This window comes from Flavobacterium pectinovorum (genome assembly GCF_006438875.1).
GTDB lineage: Bacteria > Bacteroidota > Bacteroidia > Flavobacteriales > Flavobacteriaceae > Flavobacterium > Flavobacterium pectinovorum_A.
Genome location: NZ_RCZH01000005.1, coordinates 211252 through 231519, shown reverse-complemented (window position 1 = coordinate 231519; position 20268 = coordinate 211252). Strand labels below are relative to the sequence as shown.

Here is a 20268-nt window from a genome sequence, read left to right as displayed (position 1 = left end):
TAAAATTAGTAAATATATTGATAATTGTTACATTTTTATAAGTCTCTTTAATGTTTACGTTAAATTCGAAAAAAAAATGCAAATTTGCACTTCAATAATAAAGCTCATGCCAACAATTTCACTCAAAGGCAGAAACATGCCCGAATCTCCGATACGTAAACTTGCTCCTTATGCAGATCTTGCAAAACAAAAAGGAAATAAAGTGTATCATTTAAACATTGGTCAACCGGATATCAAGACACCCGAAGTGGCCATCGAGGCGGTAAAAAATATTGATTTAACTATTATAGAATACAGCCCGTCTGCAGGATATGAAAGTTATAGAAAAAAATTAGCAAAATTTTACCAACGCCAAAACGTAAATGTAAACTCAGAAGACATCATTATTACAACAGGTGGTTCTGAAGCCTTGCTATTTGCATTAGCCACAATTACAGATCCGGGAGATGAAATTATTATTCCTGAGCCCTTTTATGCCAATTATCACGCATTTGCATCCTCAACCAGTGCAACTGTAATTCCTGTAATTTCGACTATCGAAAATGCTTTTGCTTTGCCAAGCATTGAAACTGTTGAGAAACTAATTACACCTAAAACTAAAGCTATTTTAATCTGCAACCCGGGTAATCCAACAGGATATTTATATTCGGAATCAGAAATTAAACAACTCGCAGGCTTAATCAAAAAGCATGACTTGTATTTAATTGCTGACGAAGTTTATCGTGAATTTTTGTACGATGGAGATGACGTTCATTATTCTGTAATGAATCTCGAAGATGTACAGCAAAACGTAATCATGGTCGACTCTGTTTCAAAACGTTACAGCATGTGTGGCGCAAGAATTGGTTGTTTAGTAACAAAAAACAAAGATGTTTTGGCAACCGTAATGAAATTTGCCCAAGCACGTTTGAGCCCGCCAACAATCGAGCAAATTGCTTGTGAAGCTGCAATAGATACTCCACAAAGCTATTTTGACGAAGTAATCTCAGAATACAAAGAACGTCGTGACACTTTGATTACCGAATTAAACAAAATTGAAGGCGTAATCGTAACCAAACCAAAAGGTGCTTTTTATTGTATTGCTCAATTACCAATTGACAATTCAGAAGATTTTGCACAATGGCTTTTAGAAAGTTATGATCTTAACGGAGAAACTGTAATGGTTGCCCCTGCAGCCGGATTTTACTCAACTCCGGGAATGGGACTTAACCAAGTAAGAATTGCTTATGTTTTGAATAAGAAAGATTTAGTCACTGCTGTAAACATTTTAAAAGAAGCTCTTTTGGTCTACAACAAAAAATAATAAATAATAAAAAGAATACTTCAAAAGACAATAACACGCTATGTTATTGTCTTTTGTATTTTAAAATAATGACAATTTGGTTTTAATTTAAATTATATCCAAAAAGGAGTAATTAAATAGTAAAAACGATAGAAAAGGTTTGCTTTTTATTAATTATCTTTACCGCCTTAAAAAGAAATACCCATACTAATAGTAGTTTTTAATGATAAATAACGAAGATTTTTTAGACGAAATAGGAGACAATCATTTTAGCAGCAACGCAAAAAATCCAGTAAGACCGGACGCTTTTGACTTAAGTGATGATGAAAAAATAGAAAGAATAAAAAAAGATGTTGAAAACATTCTGCAAACCCTTGGAATGGATTTGACGGATGATAGCATAAAAGGTACTCCAAATAGAGTAGCAAAAATGTTTGTAAAGGAAATTTTTGGTGGTTTAAACCCTTCAAAACAGCCAAAAGCTTCAACTTTTGATAATAACTACAAATATGGCGAAATGCTGGTAGAGAAAAACATTACTGTTTATTCTACCTGCGAACACCATTTACTGCCAATTATTGGTAGAGCGCACGTAGCTTATATTTCTAGCGGAAGAGTTATTGGTTTATCTAAAATGAACCGAATTGTAGAATATTATGCTAAAAGACCTCAGGTTCAAGAGCGCTTAACGATGCAGATTGTACAGGAATTACAAAAAGCTTTAGGTACTGAAGATGTAGCTTGTATTATTGATGCAAAACACCTTTGCGTAAATTCAAGAGGAATCAAAGATATCGAAAGCAGTACTGTAACATCTGAATTTGGTGGTAAATTTAAAGATCCTCAAACAAAAAGAGAATTATTAGATTACATTAAATTGGACACGCAATTTTAGTTTAATCGGGGAATCGTTAATTTGTTTAATCGCTCCATTGCAAATCTTATATTTTCGATTTAACGATTAAACAACAAAAACATGTATATTTTTTCGTTTGAAAAGTTAGAAGTTTGGCAAAACTCAAGAATGTTTATTTTGGATATTTATAAATTAACTAATAAATTTCCATCAAATGAAATATTCGGAATAACTTCTCAAATAAAAAGAAGCTCCTCCTCGATTGCTACAAACATTGCAGAAGGGACTTCGAGAAATACGAATAAAGATAAAGCTCATTTTTTGACAATATCTTACTCATCAGCAATGGAAACTTTAAATCATCTGATTATTTCGAAAGATTTAAAATATCTATCTGAGAATGAATACATCGAATCCCGTGAGAAAATTGAAAAAATTTGCAATCAGATAAATAGTTTAAAAAAATACTATCTTTCTAAAGAATAATAAAGCTGATAAAACACCATTAAACGTTTGCACGATTAAACAAATCAACAACAAAACGATTAAACAGTAAAAGAAAATATGCCATTATACACAACGCAGCCGCTAAAAATATACAATTCACTTTCGGGTGAAAAAGAAAATTTCAAACCAATCCATGAAGGAAATGTTGGAATGTATGTTTGCGGTCCTACAGTTTATAGTAATGTACACTTGGGAAATGTGAGAACATTTATGTCCTTTGATGTGATATTCAGGTATTTTTTACATCTTGATTATAAAGTTCGTTATGTACGCAATATTACTGATGTTGGTCATATTGTAGATGATGTGGATGAAGGTGAAGATAAAATTGCCAAAAAAGCACGTTTGGAGCAATTGGAACCTATGGAGGTTGTGCAACGCTATACGGTAGATTTTCATGACATTTTGAAGTCATTTAACTTTTTACCTCCAAGTATTGAACCAACTGCTACGGGACATATTATTGAGCAAATCGAAATCATCAAAAAAATTATCGATACCGGAATTGGCTATGTAGCCAATGGATCTGTCTATTTTGATGTTGTAAAATATAACGAAACCAACAATTACGGAGTTTTAAGCGGCCGAAATATCGAAGATATGTTAGCCAATACCCGTGATCTTGATGGTCAATCAGACAAAAGAAATCCGCAGGATTTTGCACTCTGGAAAAAAGCAGAACCGGAACATATCATGAGATGGCCTTCACCTTGGAGTGATGGTTTTCCAGGTTGGCATCTTGAATGTACAGCTATGAGTACCAAATATCTTGGTAATCATTTTGACATTCACGGAGGCGGAATGGATTTGAAATTCCCGCATCACGAATGTGAAATCGCGCAAAATGAAGCTTGCACAGGTCAATCTCCGGTAAATTATTGGATGCACGCCAATATGCTTACCTTAAATGGTAAAAAAATGGCGAAATCAACCGGGAATAATATTTTACCAGGCGAAATTTTAAGCGGAAATAACAATATTCTGAGCAAAGCATTTTCTGCGTCAGTAACACGTTTTTTTATGTTACAGGCACATTACAGAAGTATTTTGGATTTTTCTGATGATGCAATTGTTGCTGCCGAAAAAGGTTATAAAAGATTAATGGAAGCCGTTGATGCTTTACCAAATATCAATACCAGCCCAACAAGTTCTATAGATATTGCATCTTGGAAACAATTGTGCTATGATGCCATGAATGATGATTTTAATACTCCAATTTTAATCGCACAATTATTCGAAGCAGTTCGTTATATCAATTTATTAAAAGAAGGAAAAGAAACAATCTCTGCCGAAGACTTAAAAACATTTACGGAAGCAATTAATGGTTTTGTTTTTGATGTTTTAGGTTTAAGTGACGAGAAAGCAGCTGATAGCAATAATGATAAATTAGAAGGTGTTGTTAATATGCTTATCGGAATGAGAAATCAGGCCAGAGCCGACAAAAACTTTGCACTTTCTGACCAAATCCGCGATCAGTTGATTACTTTAGGTATTCAGTTGAAAGATGGAAAAGAAGGCACAAGCTTCTCTATATAATCAATCTATTTTCTAATAAATCATGAAAGTAATTACTCCATTTGTTTTATTAGTTCGTTTCTATCAAACTGCAATTTCGCCTTTTACACCGGCATCCTGCAGATTCGAACCTACGTGCTCGAGCTATATGATTGAAGCGTTGCAAAAACATGGGTTATTTTATGGAGGTTACTTAGGAATTAAACGCATTTTAAGTTGCCATCCTTGGGGAAGAACGGGCTACGATCCGGTTCCTGAAAAGAAATGTTCACATAAACATTAACTTTTTATAAAGCAGATCTCCGTTTTAAACATTTATTTTTACAACCAATAAAAAAAAACAATACTACATGACACACGCCTTAAACATCATTTGGAACCCTTCAGAAGGAATCGATTTAGGATTTTTTATGATTCGTTATTACAGCTTAATGTTCGTAATCGCTTTTGGTTTAGGATGGTTCATAATGAAAAAAATCTTCGAACGCGAAAACGAGTCAATAGAAAAACTAGATTCATTATTTGTCTGGACCGTTTTAGCAACTTTAATTGGCGCACGTTTAGGACATGTTTTCTTTTACGATTGGGAATATTTTAGAAATCATTTACTGGAAATCTTTTTACCTGTTAAGTTTGAACCAAAATTTGAGTTTACAGGCTTTCAGGGTTTAGCAAGCCATGGTGCAGCAATTGCAATCATTATTGCAATGTATTTCTATAGCAAAAAAATCTTACAACGTCCACTTTTATGGATTTTGGACCGTGTTGTTATTCCAGTAGCAAGTGGTGCAATTTTTGTTCGTATAGGAAATTTTTTCAATTCTGAAATCATCGGACACGAAACTACCTCTGCATTCGGAATTCGTTTTTTACACGATCAATTCAGTAAAGCTGATGCAGTAGAAAAAACCGGAATCGCAAATCCTAAAGATGCTTATACTGCAATTGCAACAGATCCTAAATTTGCTAATTTATTAGCAGAGGTTCCGGCAAAACATCCAACACAATTGTACGAAGGTATTTGCTATGTCTTTGTTTTTGCCATTTTGTATTTCTTATACTGGAAAACAAATGCAAGACTTAAAACAGGATTATTATTTGGCTCGTTCTTGGTTCTTTTGTTTGTAGCACGTTTTATCGTAGAATTTGTAAAAGAAAGCCAACATGGAATCGAAGAAGAATTAGGGATTTTCTCAACAGGACAATGGTTAAGTATTCCGTTTATTATTATCGGTCTTTTCTTTATCATTAGAGCACAAAGAAATCCCTTAGCAGCATCTTAATATATCTTTTCCAACATATATAAAAAGCGCCCAATACTTCGTTGTATTGGGCGTTTTTTTTTTATAAAGTTAATAGACAAACGTATTAAATCAGTACTTCTTGTTCTTAAAAAAGAGCCTTTATTTCACATCTTTATTTTTAGTAGCAAAAACTTAATCATTTCATAAAAACTTCAGTCCCGCTGTACGCTATATCTTTTTCCTGCTAAAGAAGCAGAAAAAAGGATATCGCTTCCATCGGGGCTAAATTAGAAATCTATTTTTCAAAAGACCTAAATATTAGAGTAACTATTTAAAATCTAACTCATAACATTTCATTTTAATATTCTTTCTTTTATTTTTAATGATACATAGATTACTATTAGCAATTTTGATAATCGTATCTCCAATACTTGAGTTTTTATTTAATATTCTCGTAGCATAAATTTCTGTTGATTTATTAGTTACCAAATTCTTACACAATATTATATTCCCTCTCCTTCTAAACTTCTTTAAAACAAGTCCTTTATACTCTGACCTAAATATATCCTGCAAGTTTTTTTCTCCAATTTGATCTGTAAAATGCTTACCAATCAGTACTAAACCTATAAAAATTAAAATTATAATTTTCCCTTTGTTATTCTTTACTGTATCCATAGACTGCATTCGTTAAGAGCTATTTAAAGATATAAAAATAATGTCCAAAAAAAAGATCCAACTTTCGTTGGATCTTTTTAATATAGTTTAAGCAAATAATTATGCTTTATTATGCTTGTCTTCGATTATATGTTTATCATCTTTAGAAATCGTGTCAACCAATACTGGCGTTGCGATAAATAATGAAGAATAAGTTCCTACAACGATACCAATTAACATCGCGAAGATGAATCCTCTGATTGATTCTCCACCAAAGATAAACATCGTTAACAATACAATGATCATCATTAATGACGTATTCAACGTTCTTGATAATGTAGTATTAATAGAAGCATTTACAATATCTTCAAAAGTACCTTTACGGTTTCCGATAATGAACTCTCTAATTCTATCAAATACAATTACGGTATCATTCATAGAGTAACCAATTACGGTAAGAATCGCAGCGATAAAGTGCTGATCCATTTCCATATGGAAAGGCATGAATTTATAACATAAAGAGTAGATTCCTAATACAAAGATAACGTCATGCGCAACAGCTGCAATCGCACCTAATGAATATTGCCATTTACGGAAAGAGATCATTAAGTATAAGAAAATAACTGCCATCGCACCAAGAACTGCCCAGTATGAGTTAGTTTTAATATCCTCAGAGATAGAAGCTCCAACTTTAGAAGATTGTAAAACTCCAACTGTTTTACCATCAAATGTATTAGTGAATTTCTCATAAGTAACATTAGGGAAATATTTCGCCAATGCATCATATAATTTTTTGTTCACTTCTTCATCAACAGCTACACCGTCTTCTTTAATTTTATATTTAGTTGTGATTTTCAATTGATCATCATCACCTAAAATTTTAGCTTCAACCGGAGTTCCAAAAGCAGCAGATAATTCATCTGATACTACAGTAGCATCGATTGGTTTTTCAAATTTAACCTGGAATGTTCTTCCTCCAACAAAATCAACACCTTCATCTAATCCGTTAACGAAGAAGATAGAAATTAAACTTACTACAACTACAATAGAAGAGAAGATATAAGTGAATTTTTTGATTTTAATAAAGTCAAAGTGGAAATTAGTAAACCAGTTTTTAGTAATGTTTGTAGAGAAAGTTAAATCTCCTTTTCCAGCGATATTTCTATCGATAAAAATTCTGGCAATAAAGATTGATGTAAACAATGAAGTTACGATACCAATAAGTAATGTTAAAGCAAAACCTTTAATTGGTCCTGTTCCAAAAATAAACAAGATAGCTCCAGTTAAAACGTGCGTAACGTTTGCATCAATAATAGAACGCATTGCTCCGTGCCATCCGTAAGATGCAGCAACAGCTTCAGATAAAGATTTACCTTCACGCAATTCTTCTTTTGCTCTTTCAAATATAATAATGTTCGCATCTACTGCCGTACCTAATGTTAATACGATACCTGCAATACCCGGCAATGTCAACACAAAACCAAAACTTGCCATAATTCCGAACAAGAAAAGTAAGTTTAATAATAATGCAAGGTTAGCATACCAACCCGCTTTACCATAATAGAATACCATCCATAAACAAACTAATAAAAATCCTAATACAGATGAGATTGTTCCTGCATCAATTGCAGCCTGACCTAAAGATGGTCCTACAACTGTTGATTGAAGAATATCTGCAGAAGCCGGTAATTTACCTGCATTCAAAATATTAGCTAAATCTTTCGTTTCAGCAACATCAAAAGAACCTGTAATCTCAGATCTTCCTCCAGCAATTGGTCCGCTAGTAACTCCAGGAGCAGAGTAAACTACGTTATCAAGAACAATAGCAATATAACTTTTTTGAGAAAAAGCTCTTCCTGTTAATTCTTCCCAGATTTTAGCACCCTGGCTGTTCATTTGCATAGAAACAGCTGGTTTTCCTAATTGGTCAAAAGTATCTTTTGCATCCGTTACAACACCACCAGCCATAGCAGGAGTATTATCTCTGTTTCCTTTTAAAGCATATAATTCTACAGCTTCAATATCTTTTTGTTTAGCATCTTTAATAGTAGTTGGTTTACTCCAAACAAATTTTGCATTGTGTTGGTCAGCAGCCAATAAGATTCTAATATCTTGTCTTTTTAAGTATCCATTGATAATGGCAGTATCTTTTGGAGCAAAGTAACCTAAAACAGGACCACCACCTTGACCAATCATTTTGTCAAATAATGGATTGTTTCCTTTTTTAGAAGCTAATGAGTCTTTAGAACTGTCAGTCAATAAAGCATTCAATGAATCTTTAGCAACAGTTTTAGTTTCTGTTTTTTTGATTTCAGTCTTTTTAAGCGCTTCGTTAGCAGCAACTAAAAAGTTTCCAACTTCTTCAATTTTATAAGTTTCCCAAAACTCTAATTGAGCTTTTCCACCTAATAATTTTTTAATTCTATCAACATCCTTAGCACCTGGAAGCTCTACTAAGATTCTTCCTGTTTCTCCTAATTTTTGGATGTTTGGTTGTGTAACACCGAATTTGTCGATACGCTCTCTTAATACTTTATAAGCACTTTCAACAGACTCGTCAACTTTTCTTTTGATTACTTTTTTAACCTCAGAATCGCTCATTTTGTTATCAACACCACCTTCTCCCTGCAAACCTCTGTTTGCAAAAATATCAGGTGAAGCTAATTTTGTAGCTCCTTTTGAGTTAGCATCAAAAGCATCAAAAAACTTATTTAAGTAGGTTTTGTTTCCTTCTAAATCTGCACTTGCATCAGCTAATGATTTATTAAATACCGGATTTTTAGAATTGTTTGCTAATCCTTTTAAAACGTCTTTAATAGAAATTTGAAGAATCACGTTGATTCCTCCTTCTAAGTCAAGACCTTTGTTTAGTTGTTTGTTTTTTACTTCATTATAAGTAAAATCCGTAAAACCAAGATTGTAAACTTTTACTTTACCAATAGAATCTAAATATTTTAGCTCTTTATCAGGATTGTCTCCTGCAAAAGCTTTAGCCTCACTTTTGACATTGTTTGCCACAAAAGTGAACGAAAGTTGGTAAATACTTACCAATGCAAATAGAATTGCGAAAAATTTAATAAGTCCTTTATTCTGCATTATTACTAAAAATTAATTATGTTTTATTGTTTGTTTTTTGTTTTAAAGTCCCATAAAATAAGCCCTGACATGAATTTTTAAAACTAAAAAATCGAGATCACGAATTACAACATTTTTTTTAAACCGAGCAAATATATAATTAACGAATACATTAACCAATTTATTTATTAATTAATCTTAAAAAAAAGACTGCAAAAGTGCAGTCTTCTCCTTTTTTTTCGAAAATCGTTATACTAAAATCGATTTTAGAGCATCATTCATACCACGAACTGCATCTGCACTTTTAGCAAATAAAGCTTTTTCCTGCTCGTTTAATTTAATGTCTAAAATTTCTTCAACTCCGTTTTTACCTATTATACAAGGCACTCCTATACATATATCATTTTGCCCATACTCTCCTTCTACAAAAACAGAACAAGCAATCATTTTCTTTTGATCGTTTAAAATACTATCAACTAAATAAGCAACAGAAGCTCCTGGCGCATACCAAGCCGATGTTCCTAAAAGACCTGTAAGAGTTGCTCCTCCAACCATCGTATCTGCAGCAACTTTTTGCAAAGCTTCCTCAGACAAGAATTCTGTTACGGGAATTCCATTATAAGATGCTAAACGCGTTAACGGAATCATAGTTGTATCACCATGACCACCAATAACCATTGCAGAAATATCGTTTGCAGGTTTATCTAAAGCCAATGATAAATAAGTTCTGAAACGAGAACTATCTAAAGCCCCTCCCATTCCAATAATTCTGTTTTTTGGCAATCCTGTCGATTTTAAAGCTAAATACGTCATAGTATCCATTGGATTAGAAACTACAACAATTATAGTATTTGGAGAATGTTTCAATACATTTTCAGCAACTGTTTTTACAATTCCTGCATTTATACCAATTAATTCTTCACGAGTCATTCCTGGTTTTCTCGGAATCCCTGATGTAATAACCACTACATCACTTCCCGCGGTTTTAGAATAATCGTTGGTTACTCCAGATACTTTGGTGTTAAAACCGGTATTTGTAGCACATTGCATAATATCCAATGCTTTCCCTTCGGCAAAACCTTCTTTAATATCCAACAACACTACTTCGCTGGCAATTCCTCTATAAGAAATAACATCTGCACATGTAGCTCCAACATTTCCTGCTCCTACAATGGTAACTTTCATATTTTATACTTTATCGGTTATTAATAGTTTGTTTATTTTATAAATAGACAATTCGTTTAACTGTTTAGTAAATTTAAACAATTAAACGAATTGTGGTATTAAAATTTATTATGCATCGATGTTTGCGTAAACTGCATTTTTCTCAATAAATTCTCTACGTGGTGGTACCTCATCTCCCATTAACATAGAGAAAACTCTATCGGCTTCAGCCAAACTATCAATAGTTACCTGACGTAAAGTTCTGAAACTTGGATCCATTGTTGTTTCCCACAACTGCTCCGCGTTCATCTCTCCAAGACCTTTATAACGTTGAATAGCAGCACTTCCTCCCATTCTCTCATTTGCCTGATCACGTTGAACGTCGTTCCATGCATATTCTTTTTTATTTCCTTTTTTAACTAAGTATAAAGGTGGAGCTGCGATATAAACGTGACCTTCTTCTATCAATTCTTTCATGAAACGGAAGAAAAACGTTAATATTAAGGTAGAAATGTGACTACCATCGACATCGGCATCACACATGATGATTACTTTATGATATCTTAGTTTTTCAAGATTTAATGCTTTACTGTCTTCTGCAGTACCAACGGTAACTCCCAAAGCGGTAAAGATGTTACGAATCTCTTCGTTTTCGAATACTTTATGATGCATCGCTTTCTCTACATTCAAAATCTTACCACGTAATGGTAAAATAGCCTGAAATGCACGATCACGACCTTGTTTTGCTGTTCCACCAGCCGAATCTCCCTCGACAAGGTAAACCTCACATCTTGCAGGATCCTGCTCAGAACAATCTGAAAGTTTTCCCGGTAATCCTCCACCACCCATAACAGTTTTACGCTGTACCATTTCACGTGCTTTTTTAGCAGCGTGACGTGCCTGAGCAGCCAAAATTACTTTTTGAATAATGATTCGGGCATCATTTGGGTTTTCTTCCAAATAATTCTCTAACATTTCTCCAACAGCCTGAGAAACCGGAGAAACTACTTCTCTGTTTCCTAATTTTGTTTTTGTTTGTCCTTCGAATTGTGGTTCTTGTACTTTTACCGAAATAATGGCTGTTAATCCTTCACGGAAGTCATCTCCAGAAATTTCGAATTTCAATTTATCCAACATCCCCGAAGCATCGGCATATTTTTTAAGGGTTCTTGTCAAACCACTTCTAAAACCTTGTAAATGCGTTCCACCTTCGTGAGTGTTGATATTATTTACATAAGAGAAAATATTCTCTGTGTAGCTTGTGTTATAAATCAAAGCAACCTCAACCGGAATTTCTCCTTTTTCGTGGTCCATACTGATAACGTGAGAAATAATAGGCTCACGGTTACCATCTAAATAGCGAATATATTCCTTAAGACCTTCATCAGAGTGAAAAACTTCAACTTTGAATTCGCCTTTGTCATCAACTTCTCTTTTGTCTGTAAATGTAATTGTAATTCCTTTATTCAGGTAAGACAACTCACGCATACGAGCAGATAAAGTGTCATAAGAGAACTCTGTCGTTTGTGTAAAGATGGTATTGTCCGGGTAAAAAGTCTGACGTGTACCTCTTTTATCTGTTTCTCCGATTTGTTTTACCGGATATATCGCTTTACCTCTTTCGTATTCTTGTTCGTAGATTTTACCGTCTCTGAAAACAGTAGATTTCATGTGAACAGAAAGCGCATTTACAACTGAAACCCCAACACCGTGTAAACCTCCGGAAACTTTATAAGAATCTTTATCGAATTTACCTCCGGCACCAATTTTAGTCATTACTACTTCAAGTGCCGAAACACCTTCTTTTTTATGTAAATCAACTGGAATACCACGACCGTTATCTTCAACTGTTACTGAACCATCTTCGTTAATTGCAACACCAATAGTATCACAATGTCCTCCCATCGCCTCATCAATAGAGTTATCAACAACCTCATAAACCAAATGATGCAGACCTCGAACCCCCACATCTCCAATATACATCGATGGACGCATTCTTACGTGCTCCATTCCTTCTAATGCCTGAATACTATCTGCTGAATAATTGTTCTTCTTGATTTCTTCGCTCATATAATTTATTCTAAAAAATGTAATTATTGTCTAACACGCAAATATATAAAAACGCAAATTATATATCCGTTAAAATACGATTTAAAGCACTTAAGTTATTAACACAATTGTCTTAAAAACCAAAAATAAATTCCAAATTCAAAAATTTAACCTCTTTTAAAAATAAAACTAAAAAAATCTTCCTTTTTTTCAAATTCATATCTTGATTCTGAAATTCCGAAACGAGAACAAATTCTAAAAATAATACAAAAAAACAAAATCCGAAATAACAACTTAATGCCATTTCGGATTCTATAATTTATCCAAATTGGAATTTGGAATTTATAAAGTTTGAATTTTTATAGTTTACAATTTCTTATTAAAATCCCCTGCATAAACAGAAGTCATTTTATCTAAACTCAAATATTTTTTCAAAACAGCATTTACTTCTTCAACTTTTAATGCTTTTACTTTATTTTCCAGGTTATCGTAATCCTCTAAAGGAATTCCGTATTGCAAATAAGTATTTACAAGACTCATTAAAGTGTCATCACTGCCCAATCTTGTTTTTCTTTCATTCTGCCAGCTCACCAGGTTTGATTTTAGTTCCTCGGCTGTAAAACCATCTTTTAAGGCTTTTGCAATTTCTTCTTTTGTAGCCGTTTCAACAGCATTCTTTTTAGTCGGATTTAAAAAAGCATAATACGACCATGAAGCAACATCACTTGTAATAGGCACATCAATAAATGAACCTGCTCCGTAACTTATTCCTTCTTTTTCTCTTAGTCTCATCGGAATTCTTGCGCTCAAAAAACCTCCGCTTCCTAATATTTCATTAGCCATTACAAATGCCGGATAATCTGCACTGCTTCTGGTCATTTTAAAACCAATTCTTCCAAGCGCTACCGCATTTTCTTTATCAGGAGTTATAAAATCCTTATCCAATACTTTCGTTTCAAAATAAGTAGGTTTAGCTAATTCATATTTTGATTTTGAATTCCATTTTCCAAAAGTATTTTCTAAAATCTGAGTTGTAGTTTTTCCGTCCAAATCTCCTACAACACTTCCAACACCATTATTTCCACCAAGAATATTTTTATAAAAATCTACTATTTCCGTTTGCTTGATTTTTTTAAATGCATCTATCTGCTCCTGAATTGTTGGTGTATAAAAAATACTTCCTTTTGGATAATTTGTAGTTTGTCTGGAAAGTTCTGTAAAAGCAACTGATTGCGGATCATTAAGATTTCCTTCTAAATAAGTATTGTATTCGCTGATTGTCTTTGTTAATTCATTTTCCGGAAAAGTAGAATTAACAAGCAAATCTCCCAGAATCTCCATTACTTCTTTAAAATTTTCTTTATAGGTGTTTACATTTACAGATAAAGTTTGTTTTGAAAAATTAAAATAAATACTCGATTTTAACTGATCCAGACGATCGCTAATTTGTTCTTTAGTTCTGGTTGTTGTCCCTGTTTTTAATAACTGAGCCAAAATTCCTCCTGTATCTGATTTCCCTGTTAAATCCTTTTCATTACTTACCGGAAACTGAAAACTAGCCTGAACTTTACCACCTTTTATTTCTTTTTTGATTAAGCCATATTTTGTACCGTTGCTCAATTTACCTTCTACAAAATTTTGTTTTAAATTTTTAATAGAAGCCTCAAATGCGGCAGTTTCTTTTTCTAAAGCTTTTCCTTTATAATCTTTAGTCAAAGCTACTATTTGCTCATCTGTATATTCGACAGGTTTCACTCTTTGCTCATCCTTAGACGGAATAAAAATTCCAACTGTTCTATTGTTGCTTCTGAAATATTTCTCTGCAACTCTTTGAATATCTTCTTTAGTCAGATTTTCGACTGCATCTCTATACATAAAACCTAATCTGTAATCTCCTGCGCCAACAATTTCAGTAAGATTTATTGCAAACGAAACGGTATTATTTTTTATACCATCAAGTTGCTTTATAATTTTTGCCTTGGCTCTCGTTACATCTTCATCAGTATATTTAGTCGTTGCAATTTTATCCAACTCTGTTCTGACTAAGTCTTTAGAAACTTTAATATCCTTATCATTAGGAACTGCTACTCCAAAATAAATATAACTTGCATCTCTGGTAGTTGGCTGCCAATAATAAATACTGGACACTTTTTGAGTTTCTATTAATGACTTATATAAATATCCGGATGGATCCGAAGTTAAAATTTCGCCCAAAGCATCAATTGCAGCATAATCCTTGTCTACATAAGCTGCTGTGTGATACAAAGCACCAATGTTTTTACTATCTCCTGCTCTGTTAAGCTCTACATATTTTTCACCATCCTGAGCCGGTTCAACTGTATAAGTTTTATCCAGAACTCTCTTTGGCCTTGGAATAGCTCCAAAATATTGCCCAACATATTGTAACGCTTTTTGCTCTTCAAACTTACCTGCAATTATTAAAGTTGAATTGTCCGGCTGGTAATATTTTTCGTAAAAAGCCCTAAGCGTAGTTGCTTTCACTCTTTCTATATCTTCTTTACTTCCAATAGTACTTTTTCCGTAATTGTGCCACAAATAAGCCGCCGAAAGAATTCTTTCCTGTAAAACACGATCCGGATTATTCTCTCCAATTTCAAATTCGTTTCTTACCACAGAAAACTCTTTTGATAAATCTGCTTGCAAAATAGTTGCGTTTATCATTCGATCCGCTTCCATTTCGATACTCCATTTTAGATTTTCATCACTTGATGGAAAAACCTCGTAATAGTTAGTTCTGTCTAACCAGGTTGTTCCGTTAGCATTTCCACCTTTATCAGAAAGCATTTTTTTAATATCTCCCAAATTTTTGGTACTCTTAAAAAGCATATGCTCTAACAAATGCGCCATACCTTTTTCGCCATAACCTTCATTTCTTGAACCCACATTGTAAACTATATTTACAACCATATTGCTTTGAGAAGCATCAGGAATCAAAAGGACTTTAAGTCCGTTATTTAAAGTATACTCCTTAACTCCTTCTACATTTTTAATGTATTTGGGCGCTTCCGATTTTTGTGCATAAACTGAACTCAATGAAGCCAATGAGCAGTAAAGAATTCCACTTAATAATAAGTTTCTCATAGATTATAGTTAAAGGATTAGTTAATTTTTGGTAACCAAATATAGTATTTTTCTTAAACACGATACACCAATATTAACTTACTTTTAATAATTTACGGGAAACCATATTCTTAAAATTAATCATAAAAAAATCCGAAACCAATACTTTAAATATCGTTTCGGATTATATATATCATTATTTAAACTAAAAAACGTAATTGGAATTTGGAATTTTAAAATTTGGAATTTCTATACCTAAACTGCCACACCAGATTTTGCAGTTTCAAAATTTCCTTCTTTATGAGCCGCATTTGCTCTTCCGCTTGGATCTTGGTTTTCCTGCCATTTCGGAATCCATTTTCGAACCGTTTGCGCAGCGCTAATTTGCGGATAATATTTATGAAAAATAGATCGGTATAAATACGCCTCTTTTGTAGTTGGAGAATTATATGAAAACTCAACATTTGCTCCTGCTAATTGTTCGTCTGTAACTTGAGAGGAACAATGTTCGATTAATTCATCAATCCAATTATATCCAACTCCATCAGAAAACTGCTCTTTCTGGCGCCATAAAATATCATTTGGCAAATAGGGATTTTCAGGTGTATCAAATGCTTTTCTTAAAATATATTTCTCGATACCATCATATGCTTTTGGCTGTTTTTCTTGTGGTTTTATACGAATTGTAGCATCCAGAAATGCAGTATCCAAAAATGGAACCCTCGTCTCTATTCCGTTTGCCATTGTCGATTTATCAGCACGCAATAAATCGGCGGTAAATAATTTTTGAACTCTTTCGATTGTTTCCTTCTGAAATTCTTCTGTTGATGGTGCATTTCTAAAATACATATGCCCTCCAAAAATTTCGTCAGCGCCTTCACCGGAAAGAATAGCCTTAATTCCTTTTTCGGCAATTGCTTTCGATAACAAATACATAGGCACACTGGCTCTAACCGAAATTATATCGTAAGTTTCAATATGATAAATGATTTTCTCTAAAAGTCCAATTCCATCTTCAATTGAAAAATGAACTTCCTGATGTTCTGTACCTAAAAACTCAGCCGCATTTCTCGCTGCTTTAGCATCTGGTGCATCTGCATCTAAACCAATCGAAAATGTTTGCAGTTTTTTTCCGCTTTCCGCGAAAATCCTGGAGGCTATTGCAGCTATTAAAGAGGAGTCTAATCCACCTGAAAGCAATACACCTAGTGGCGCCTCGCTCATTAAACGCTTACGAACAGCTTCTGTAAAAGTATCTTTGATTAAATCTAAATTAAGATCTTCAACAGCATTTTCGTAATCCTCATATTCAGGCTTATAATATTTTACAAACCCTTTTTTTGGTGTATAATAATGTCCCGGAGGAAAAGTAGAGAATGTTTTACATTGATCCGCAATTGGTTTCATTTCAGACGAAAAATAAATTCGTCCTCTTTCATCTAAACCATAATACAAAGGTTTTACCCCAATAGGATCCCTTCCTGCAATATAGTTATCACCATCTACTACTACAAAAGCAAAATCCCCATCAAGCATATTGCAAAAATCATTTCCAAATTCTTCATACAAATGCACGATTACCTCTGAATCTGATTTTGTTCTAAAACTATGCTCTTTTAAAACCGTATCTTTTAATTCCTGATAATTATAGATTTCCCCATCATGAACCATCCAGGCTTTTTTAGTTCCCTGAATAGGTTGTTTTCCTGACTTCAAATCAATAATCGACAAGCTCTCATGACTGATTATGCTGCCATTTTCCATAATTTGCAAATCATTTTCATCAGGACCGCGATGTGACATTCTTTTAGAAAGCTCTTTTACGAGTTGCGGGTCTTTTCCTTTACCAATAACGGCCAATAATCCAGACATACTATTCTATTTTTTATTTATTCCGTTTTCCTGTCATGCCCCAAACAACATATATCAGGTATAAAAATCATTGTATTTCACAGAAAACCAAGAACTAAATCCTGCTTTTCTTTAATAACAGCTTTATAATCAAAGTGATTTAACCCCATTTTGACGAATGTCAAATATAAAAAAGTAAAGTCAAATAATTACTGAAAAATCTTTTTAAGTAACTGAAATTATATAATTTAACAATTTAAGACAAGAAAAACGTCCTCATTCGAGAACGTTCTTCCACAATATATATACTAATTCTAATAATTCAACTTCTATACTTTAGCGTAAGCGTCATCATGAACACTTGCCACAGCTCTTCCGGAAGGATCGTTCATGTTTTTGAAAGCTTCATCCCACTCCAAAGCAATTTTTGTACTACAAGCAACACTTGCTTCCTGAGGCACACATAATGCTGCAGCATCACTAGGAAAATGTTCTGCAAAGATGGAACGATAGTAATATTCCTCTTTAGAAGTTGGCGTTTGTAACGGAAATTTATATTTCGCATTTGCCAATTGCTCATCAGAAACTGCTTCTCCAACAACTTCTTTCAAAGTATCAATCCAGCTGTATCCTACTCCATCTGAGAATTGTTCTTTTTGTCTCCATGCTACACTTTCCGGCAACATATCTTCAAATGCTTTACGAACCACCCATTTTTCCATTGGGTGCTCTTTGTTGATCATTTTATCCTGTGGGTTGATTCTCATTGCCACATCCATAAATTCTTTATCCAAGAATGGAACGCGACCTTCAATTCCCCAAGCTGCTAAACTTTTGTTTGCACGTAAACAATCGTACATATGAAGTTTACCTAATTTACGAACGTTTTCTTCGTGAAATTCTCTTGCGTTTGGTGCTTTATGAAAGTATAAATATCCTCCAAACAACTCATCTGCACCTTCACCTGACAATACCATTTTGATACCCATTGACTTAATAACTCTCGCCATTAACCACATTGGAGTCGAAGCTCTAACGGTAGTTACGTCATATGTTTCTAAGTTGTAAATTACATCACGAACAGCGTCTAAACCTTCCTGAATCGTAAATTTAATCTCGTGGTGAATCGTTCCGATATGTTTTGCTACAATCTGAGCTGCAGCCAAATCAGGAGAACCATCTAATCCTACTGAAAAAGAGTGCAATTGCGGATACCAGGCATCCGTAGTATCATCTGATTCAATACGTTTTTGTGCATATTTTTTGGCTACAGCCGATGTAATAGAAGAATCTAAACCTCCGGAAAGTAAAACTCCGTAAGGAACATCACTCATTAATTGTCTGTGAACCGCCGCTTCAAGTGCTTTTTTGATTTCAGGAATACTAGTTTCGTTGTCTTTTACTGCATCGTATTCTGTCCAGTCTCTTTTGTACCATTGTACAAATTCGCCGTCTTTGCTTGTCATATAATGTCCCGGAGGAAACAATTGGATTTTTGTACAATATCCTTCAAGAGCTTTCAATTCAGATGCTACGTAGAAAGTTCCATCCTGATCCCATCCAATATAAAGTGGAATAATCCCCATGTGATCACGAGCAATAAAATACTCATCTTTCTCAACATCATAAATTGCAAATCCGAAGATTCCGTTCATTTCATCTATAAAATGAGGTCCTTTTTCTCTGTAAAGAGCTAAGATAACTTCACAGTCACTTTCAGTTTGAAAGTTATATTTTCCTTCAAATTGTTTACGCAATTCTCTGTGGTTGTAGATTTCACCATTTGCAGCCAGAACCAATTTTTTATCTTCTGTAAATAAAGGTTGTTTTCCTGAAGCTGGATCTACAATAGCCAAACGCTCATGAGATAAAATTGCTTTGTCATTGCTATAAATCCCGCTCCAGTCCGGTCCACGGTGACGAATGATTTTTGACATCTCTAATACTTGAGGTCTTAAGGTTTCGGCTTTTTGTTTTAGATCAAAGGCACATACGATTCCACACATAACTATATATTTTTATTTTAAAATTTTATTTTGATAAGGCAAAGATGCATTAACGGTTACAATTGAAAAACACAAAAGATAGTTTAAGTTGTAATTTTAAACCATAATTCATAATTTACATACAAAATGTAAAATTTTAGCATAAAAAAAAGATCGAAACTTAAAAATTTCAATTTCAGACCTAAAAGAAGCACAAAATATAAGGTTTTAAAGAAATCTTTGAATTAAATTTTGAATTAATTCAAAATCCATGAAAGATTCCTAAAGAGAAGAAGAAAAGCGGTTCAGAAATTAGTGTTTTAATAGATATAACTAATAAATGGCGCACTAATTTTCACAGATTTAAACGGATTTTTATTTTAGCACTGAATTATTAATAAAGTAATTCGACAACATTGCAAATAAATCCTTTTTTAATCTGCTTAAATCTGTTAAATCTGCGTGAAATAAAATCACACAACACTCTCAATCGTATAATGCGTCTTATTAATTTCAAAAGTAAACCCAACCTTATTCCCCATTAAATGAGAACCAAGAGGAGATTGTGGAGAAAGTGCAATAACATTTATACTGTCAATTGCAATTTTAGGAAGTGCGACACTTACATACAAATAAATTCCGTTGGCTTTTACCAAACTGCCTGAAATGATATTCTCAGTAGTTTTTGATGCGTCAATTTTATCCAAAATAGCTTTTTGAGTAATCGCTTCTTTCAGTTTATTAGTTAGTTTTTCCTGCTCGATATGCATCATTGACAGAGCCGTTTCGTGCTTATCACCCGCCGAACCTTTGGCATCGTTTTTAGAATCTTCGGTCAAAGCCGAAATCATGTCCCTAAAAACATCAATTCGGTCCTGAACCATTTGTAAATAGTGAGAATATATTTTTTGTTTGAATTCCATAGGTAAGTTTTGCCACAAAGGCGCTAAGTCGCAAAGATCGTAAAAAAAAGTTAGCCACGAATTCACGAATTTAGTTAAAATT

The 20268-nt window shown here is 33.6% G+C and carries 14 protein-coding genes; 6 read left to right on the top strand and 8 right to left on the bottom strand.

The features are described 5' to 3' along the window. Window positions 1–106 precede the first annotated feature (106 nt). The 6 genes from EAH81_RS09200 (at window position 107) to lgt (ending at window position 5443) form a co-directional block, all read left to right on the top strand. A complete protein-coding gene (locus tag EAH81_RS09200) occupies window positions 107–1303 on the top strand; it encodes a pyridoxal phosphate-dependent aminotransferase (RefSeq protein ID WP_140506166.1) in 1197 nt (398 codons plus the stop codon). Between the two features lie 202 nt (window positions 1304–1505). Next, window positions 1506–2177, top strand: coding sequence for a GTP cyclohydrolase I FolE (folE, locus tag EAH81_RS09195; RefSeq protein ID WP_140506163.1), 672 nt, complete (start codon window positions 1506–1508; stop codon window positions 2175–2177). Window positions 2178–2258: 81 nt separating this feature from the next. Then, the gene (locus EAH81_RS09190; protein ID WP_140506161.1) at window positions 2259–2624 is read left to right on the top strand and encodes a four helix bundle protein; all 366 of its coding nucleotides are present in this window, start codon (window positions 2259–2261) and stop codon (window positions 2622–2624) included. Window positions 2625–2702: 78 nt separating this feature from the next. Beyond that, complete coding sequence (gene cysS / locus EAH81_RS09185; protein WP_140506159.1) at window positions 2703–4181, top strand: cysteine--tRNA ligase; 1479 nt, start codon at window positions 2703–2705, stop codon at window positions 4179–4181. Between the two features lie 22 nt (window positions 4182–4203). Next, window positions 4204–4443 carry a membrane protein insertion efficiency factor YidD gene (gene yidD / locus EAH81_RS09180; RefSeq protein ID WP_140506156.1) on the top strand — a complete coding sequence of 80 codons (240 nt, stop codon included), beginning with the start codon at window positions 4204–4206 and terminating at the stop codon, window positions 4441–4443. A gap of 67 nt (window positions 4444–4510) precedes the next feature. After that, window positions 4511–5443 (top strand): prolipoprotein diacylglyceryl transferase, encoded by a 933-nt coding sequence (gene lgt / locus EAH81_RS09175; protein ID WP_140506153.1) that lies wholly within the window; start codon window positions 4511–4513, stop codon window positions 5441–5443. Window positions 5444–5731: 288 nt separating this feature from the next. Here lgt and EAH81_RS09170 read toward each other — a convergent pair whose 3' ends face one another. From EAH81_RS09170 to EAH81_RS09135, 8 genes are all read right to left on the bottom strand, one after another. Next, window positions 5732–6079, bottom strand: coding sequence for a hypothetical protein (locus tag EAH81_RS09170; RefSeq protein WP_140506150.1), 348 nt, complete (start codon window positions 6077–6079; stop codon window positions 5732–5734). 99 nt (window positions 6080–6178) lie between these two features. After that, complete coding sequence (gene secDF, locus EAH81_RS09165; RefSeq protein ID WP_140506148.1) at window positions 6179–9154, bottom strand: protein translocase subunit SecDF; 2976 nt, start codon at window positions 9152–9154, stop codon at window positions 6179–6181. Window positions 9155–9382: 228 nt separating this feature from the next. After that, window positions 9383–10318 carry a malate dehydrogenase gene (gene mdh, locus EAH81_RS09160; RefSeq protein WP_099711363.1) on the bottom strand — a complete coding sequence of 312 codons (936 nt, stop codon included), beginning with the start codon at window positions 10316–10318 and terminating at the stop codon, window positions 9383–9385. A gap of 108 nt (window positions 10319–10426) precedes the next feature. Then, on the bottom strand, window positions 10427–12367 hold the full coding sequence (gene gyrB, locus EAH81_RS09155) for a DNA topoisomerase (ATP-hydrolyzing) subunit B (protein ID WP_140506145.1): 1941 nt from the start codon (window positions 12365–12367) through the stop codon (window positions 10427–10429). Between the two features lie 345 nt (window positions 12368–12712). Then, window positions 12713–15448 carry a M16 family metallopeptidase gene (locus EAH81_RS09150; RefSeq protein ID WP_140506143.1) on the bottom strand — a complete coding sequence of 912 codons (2736 nt, stop codon included), beginning with the start codon at window positions 15446–15448 and terminating at the stop codon, window positions 12713–12715. A 234-nt stretch (window positions 15449–15682) separates the two neighbouring features. Beyond that, entirely contained in the window at window positions 15683–17299 is a 1617-nt protein-coding gene (asnB, locus tag EAH81_RS09145) for an asparagine synthase B (RefSeq protein ID WP_140506140.1), read from the bottom strand. Between the two features lie 308 nt (window positions 17300–17607). Then, window positions 17608–19284 (bottom strand): asparagine synthase B, encoded by a 1677-nt coding sequence (gene asnB, locus EAH81_RS09140; protein WP_140506138.1) that lies wholly within the window; start codon window positions 19282–19284, stop codon window positions 17608–17610. 452 nt (window positions 19285–19736) lie between these two features. Beyond that, window positions 19737–20186, bottom strand: coding sequence for a GreA/GreB family elongation factor (locus tag EAH81_RS09135; RefSeq protein WP_140506136.1), 450 nt, complete (start codon window positions 20184–20186; stop codon window positions 19737–19739). Window positions 20187–20268: the final 82 nt, after the last annotated feature.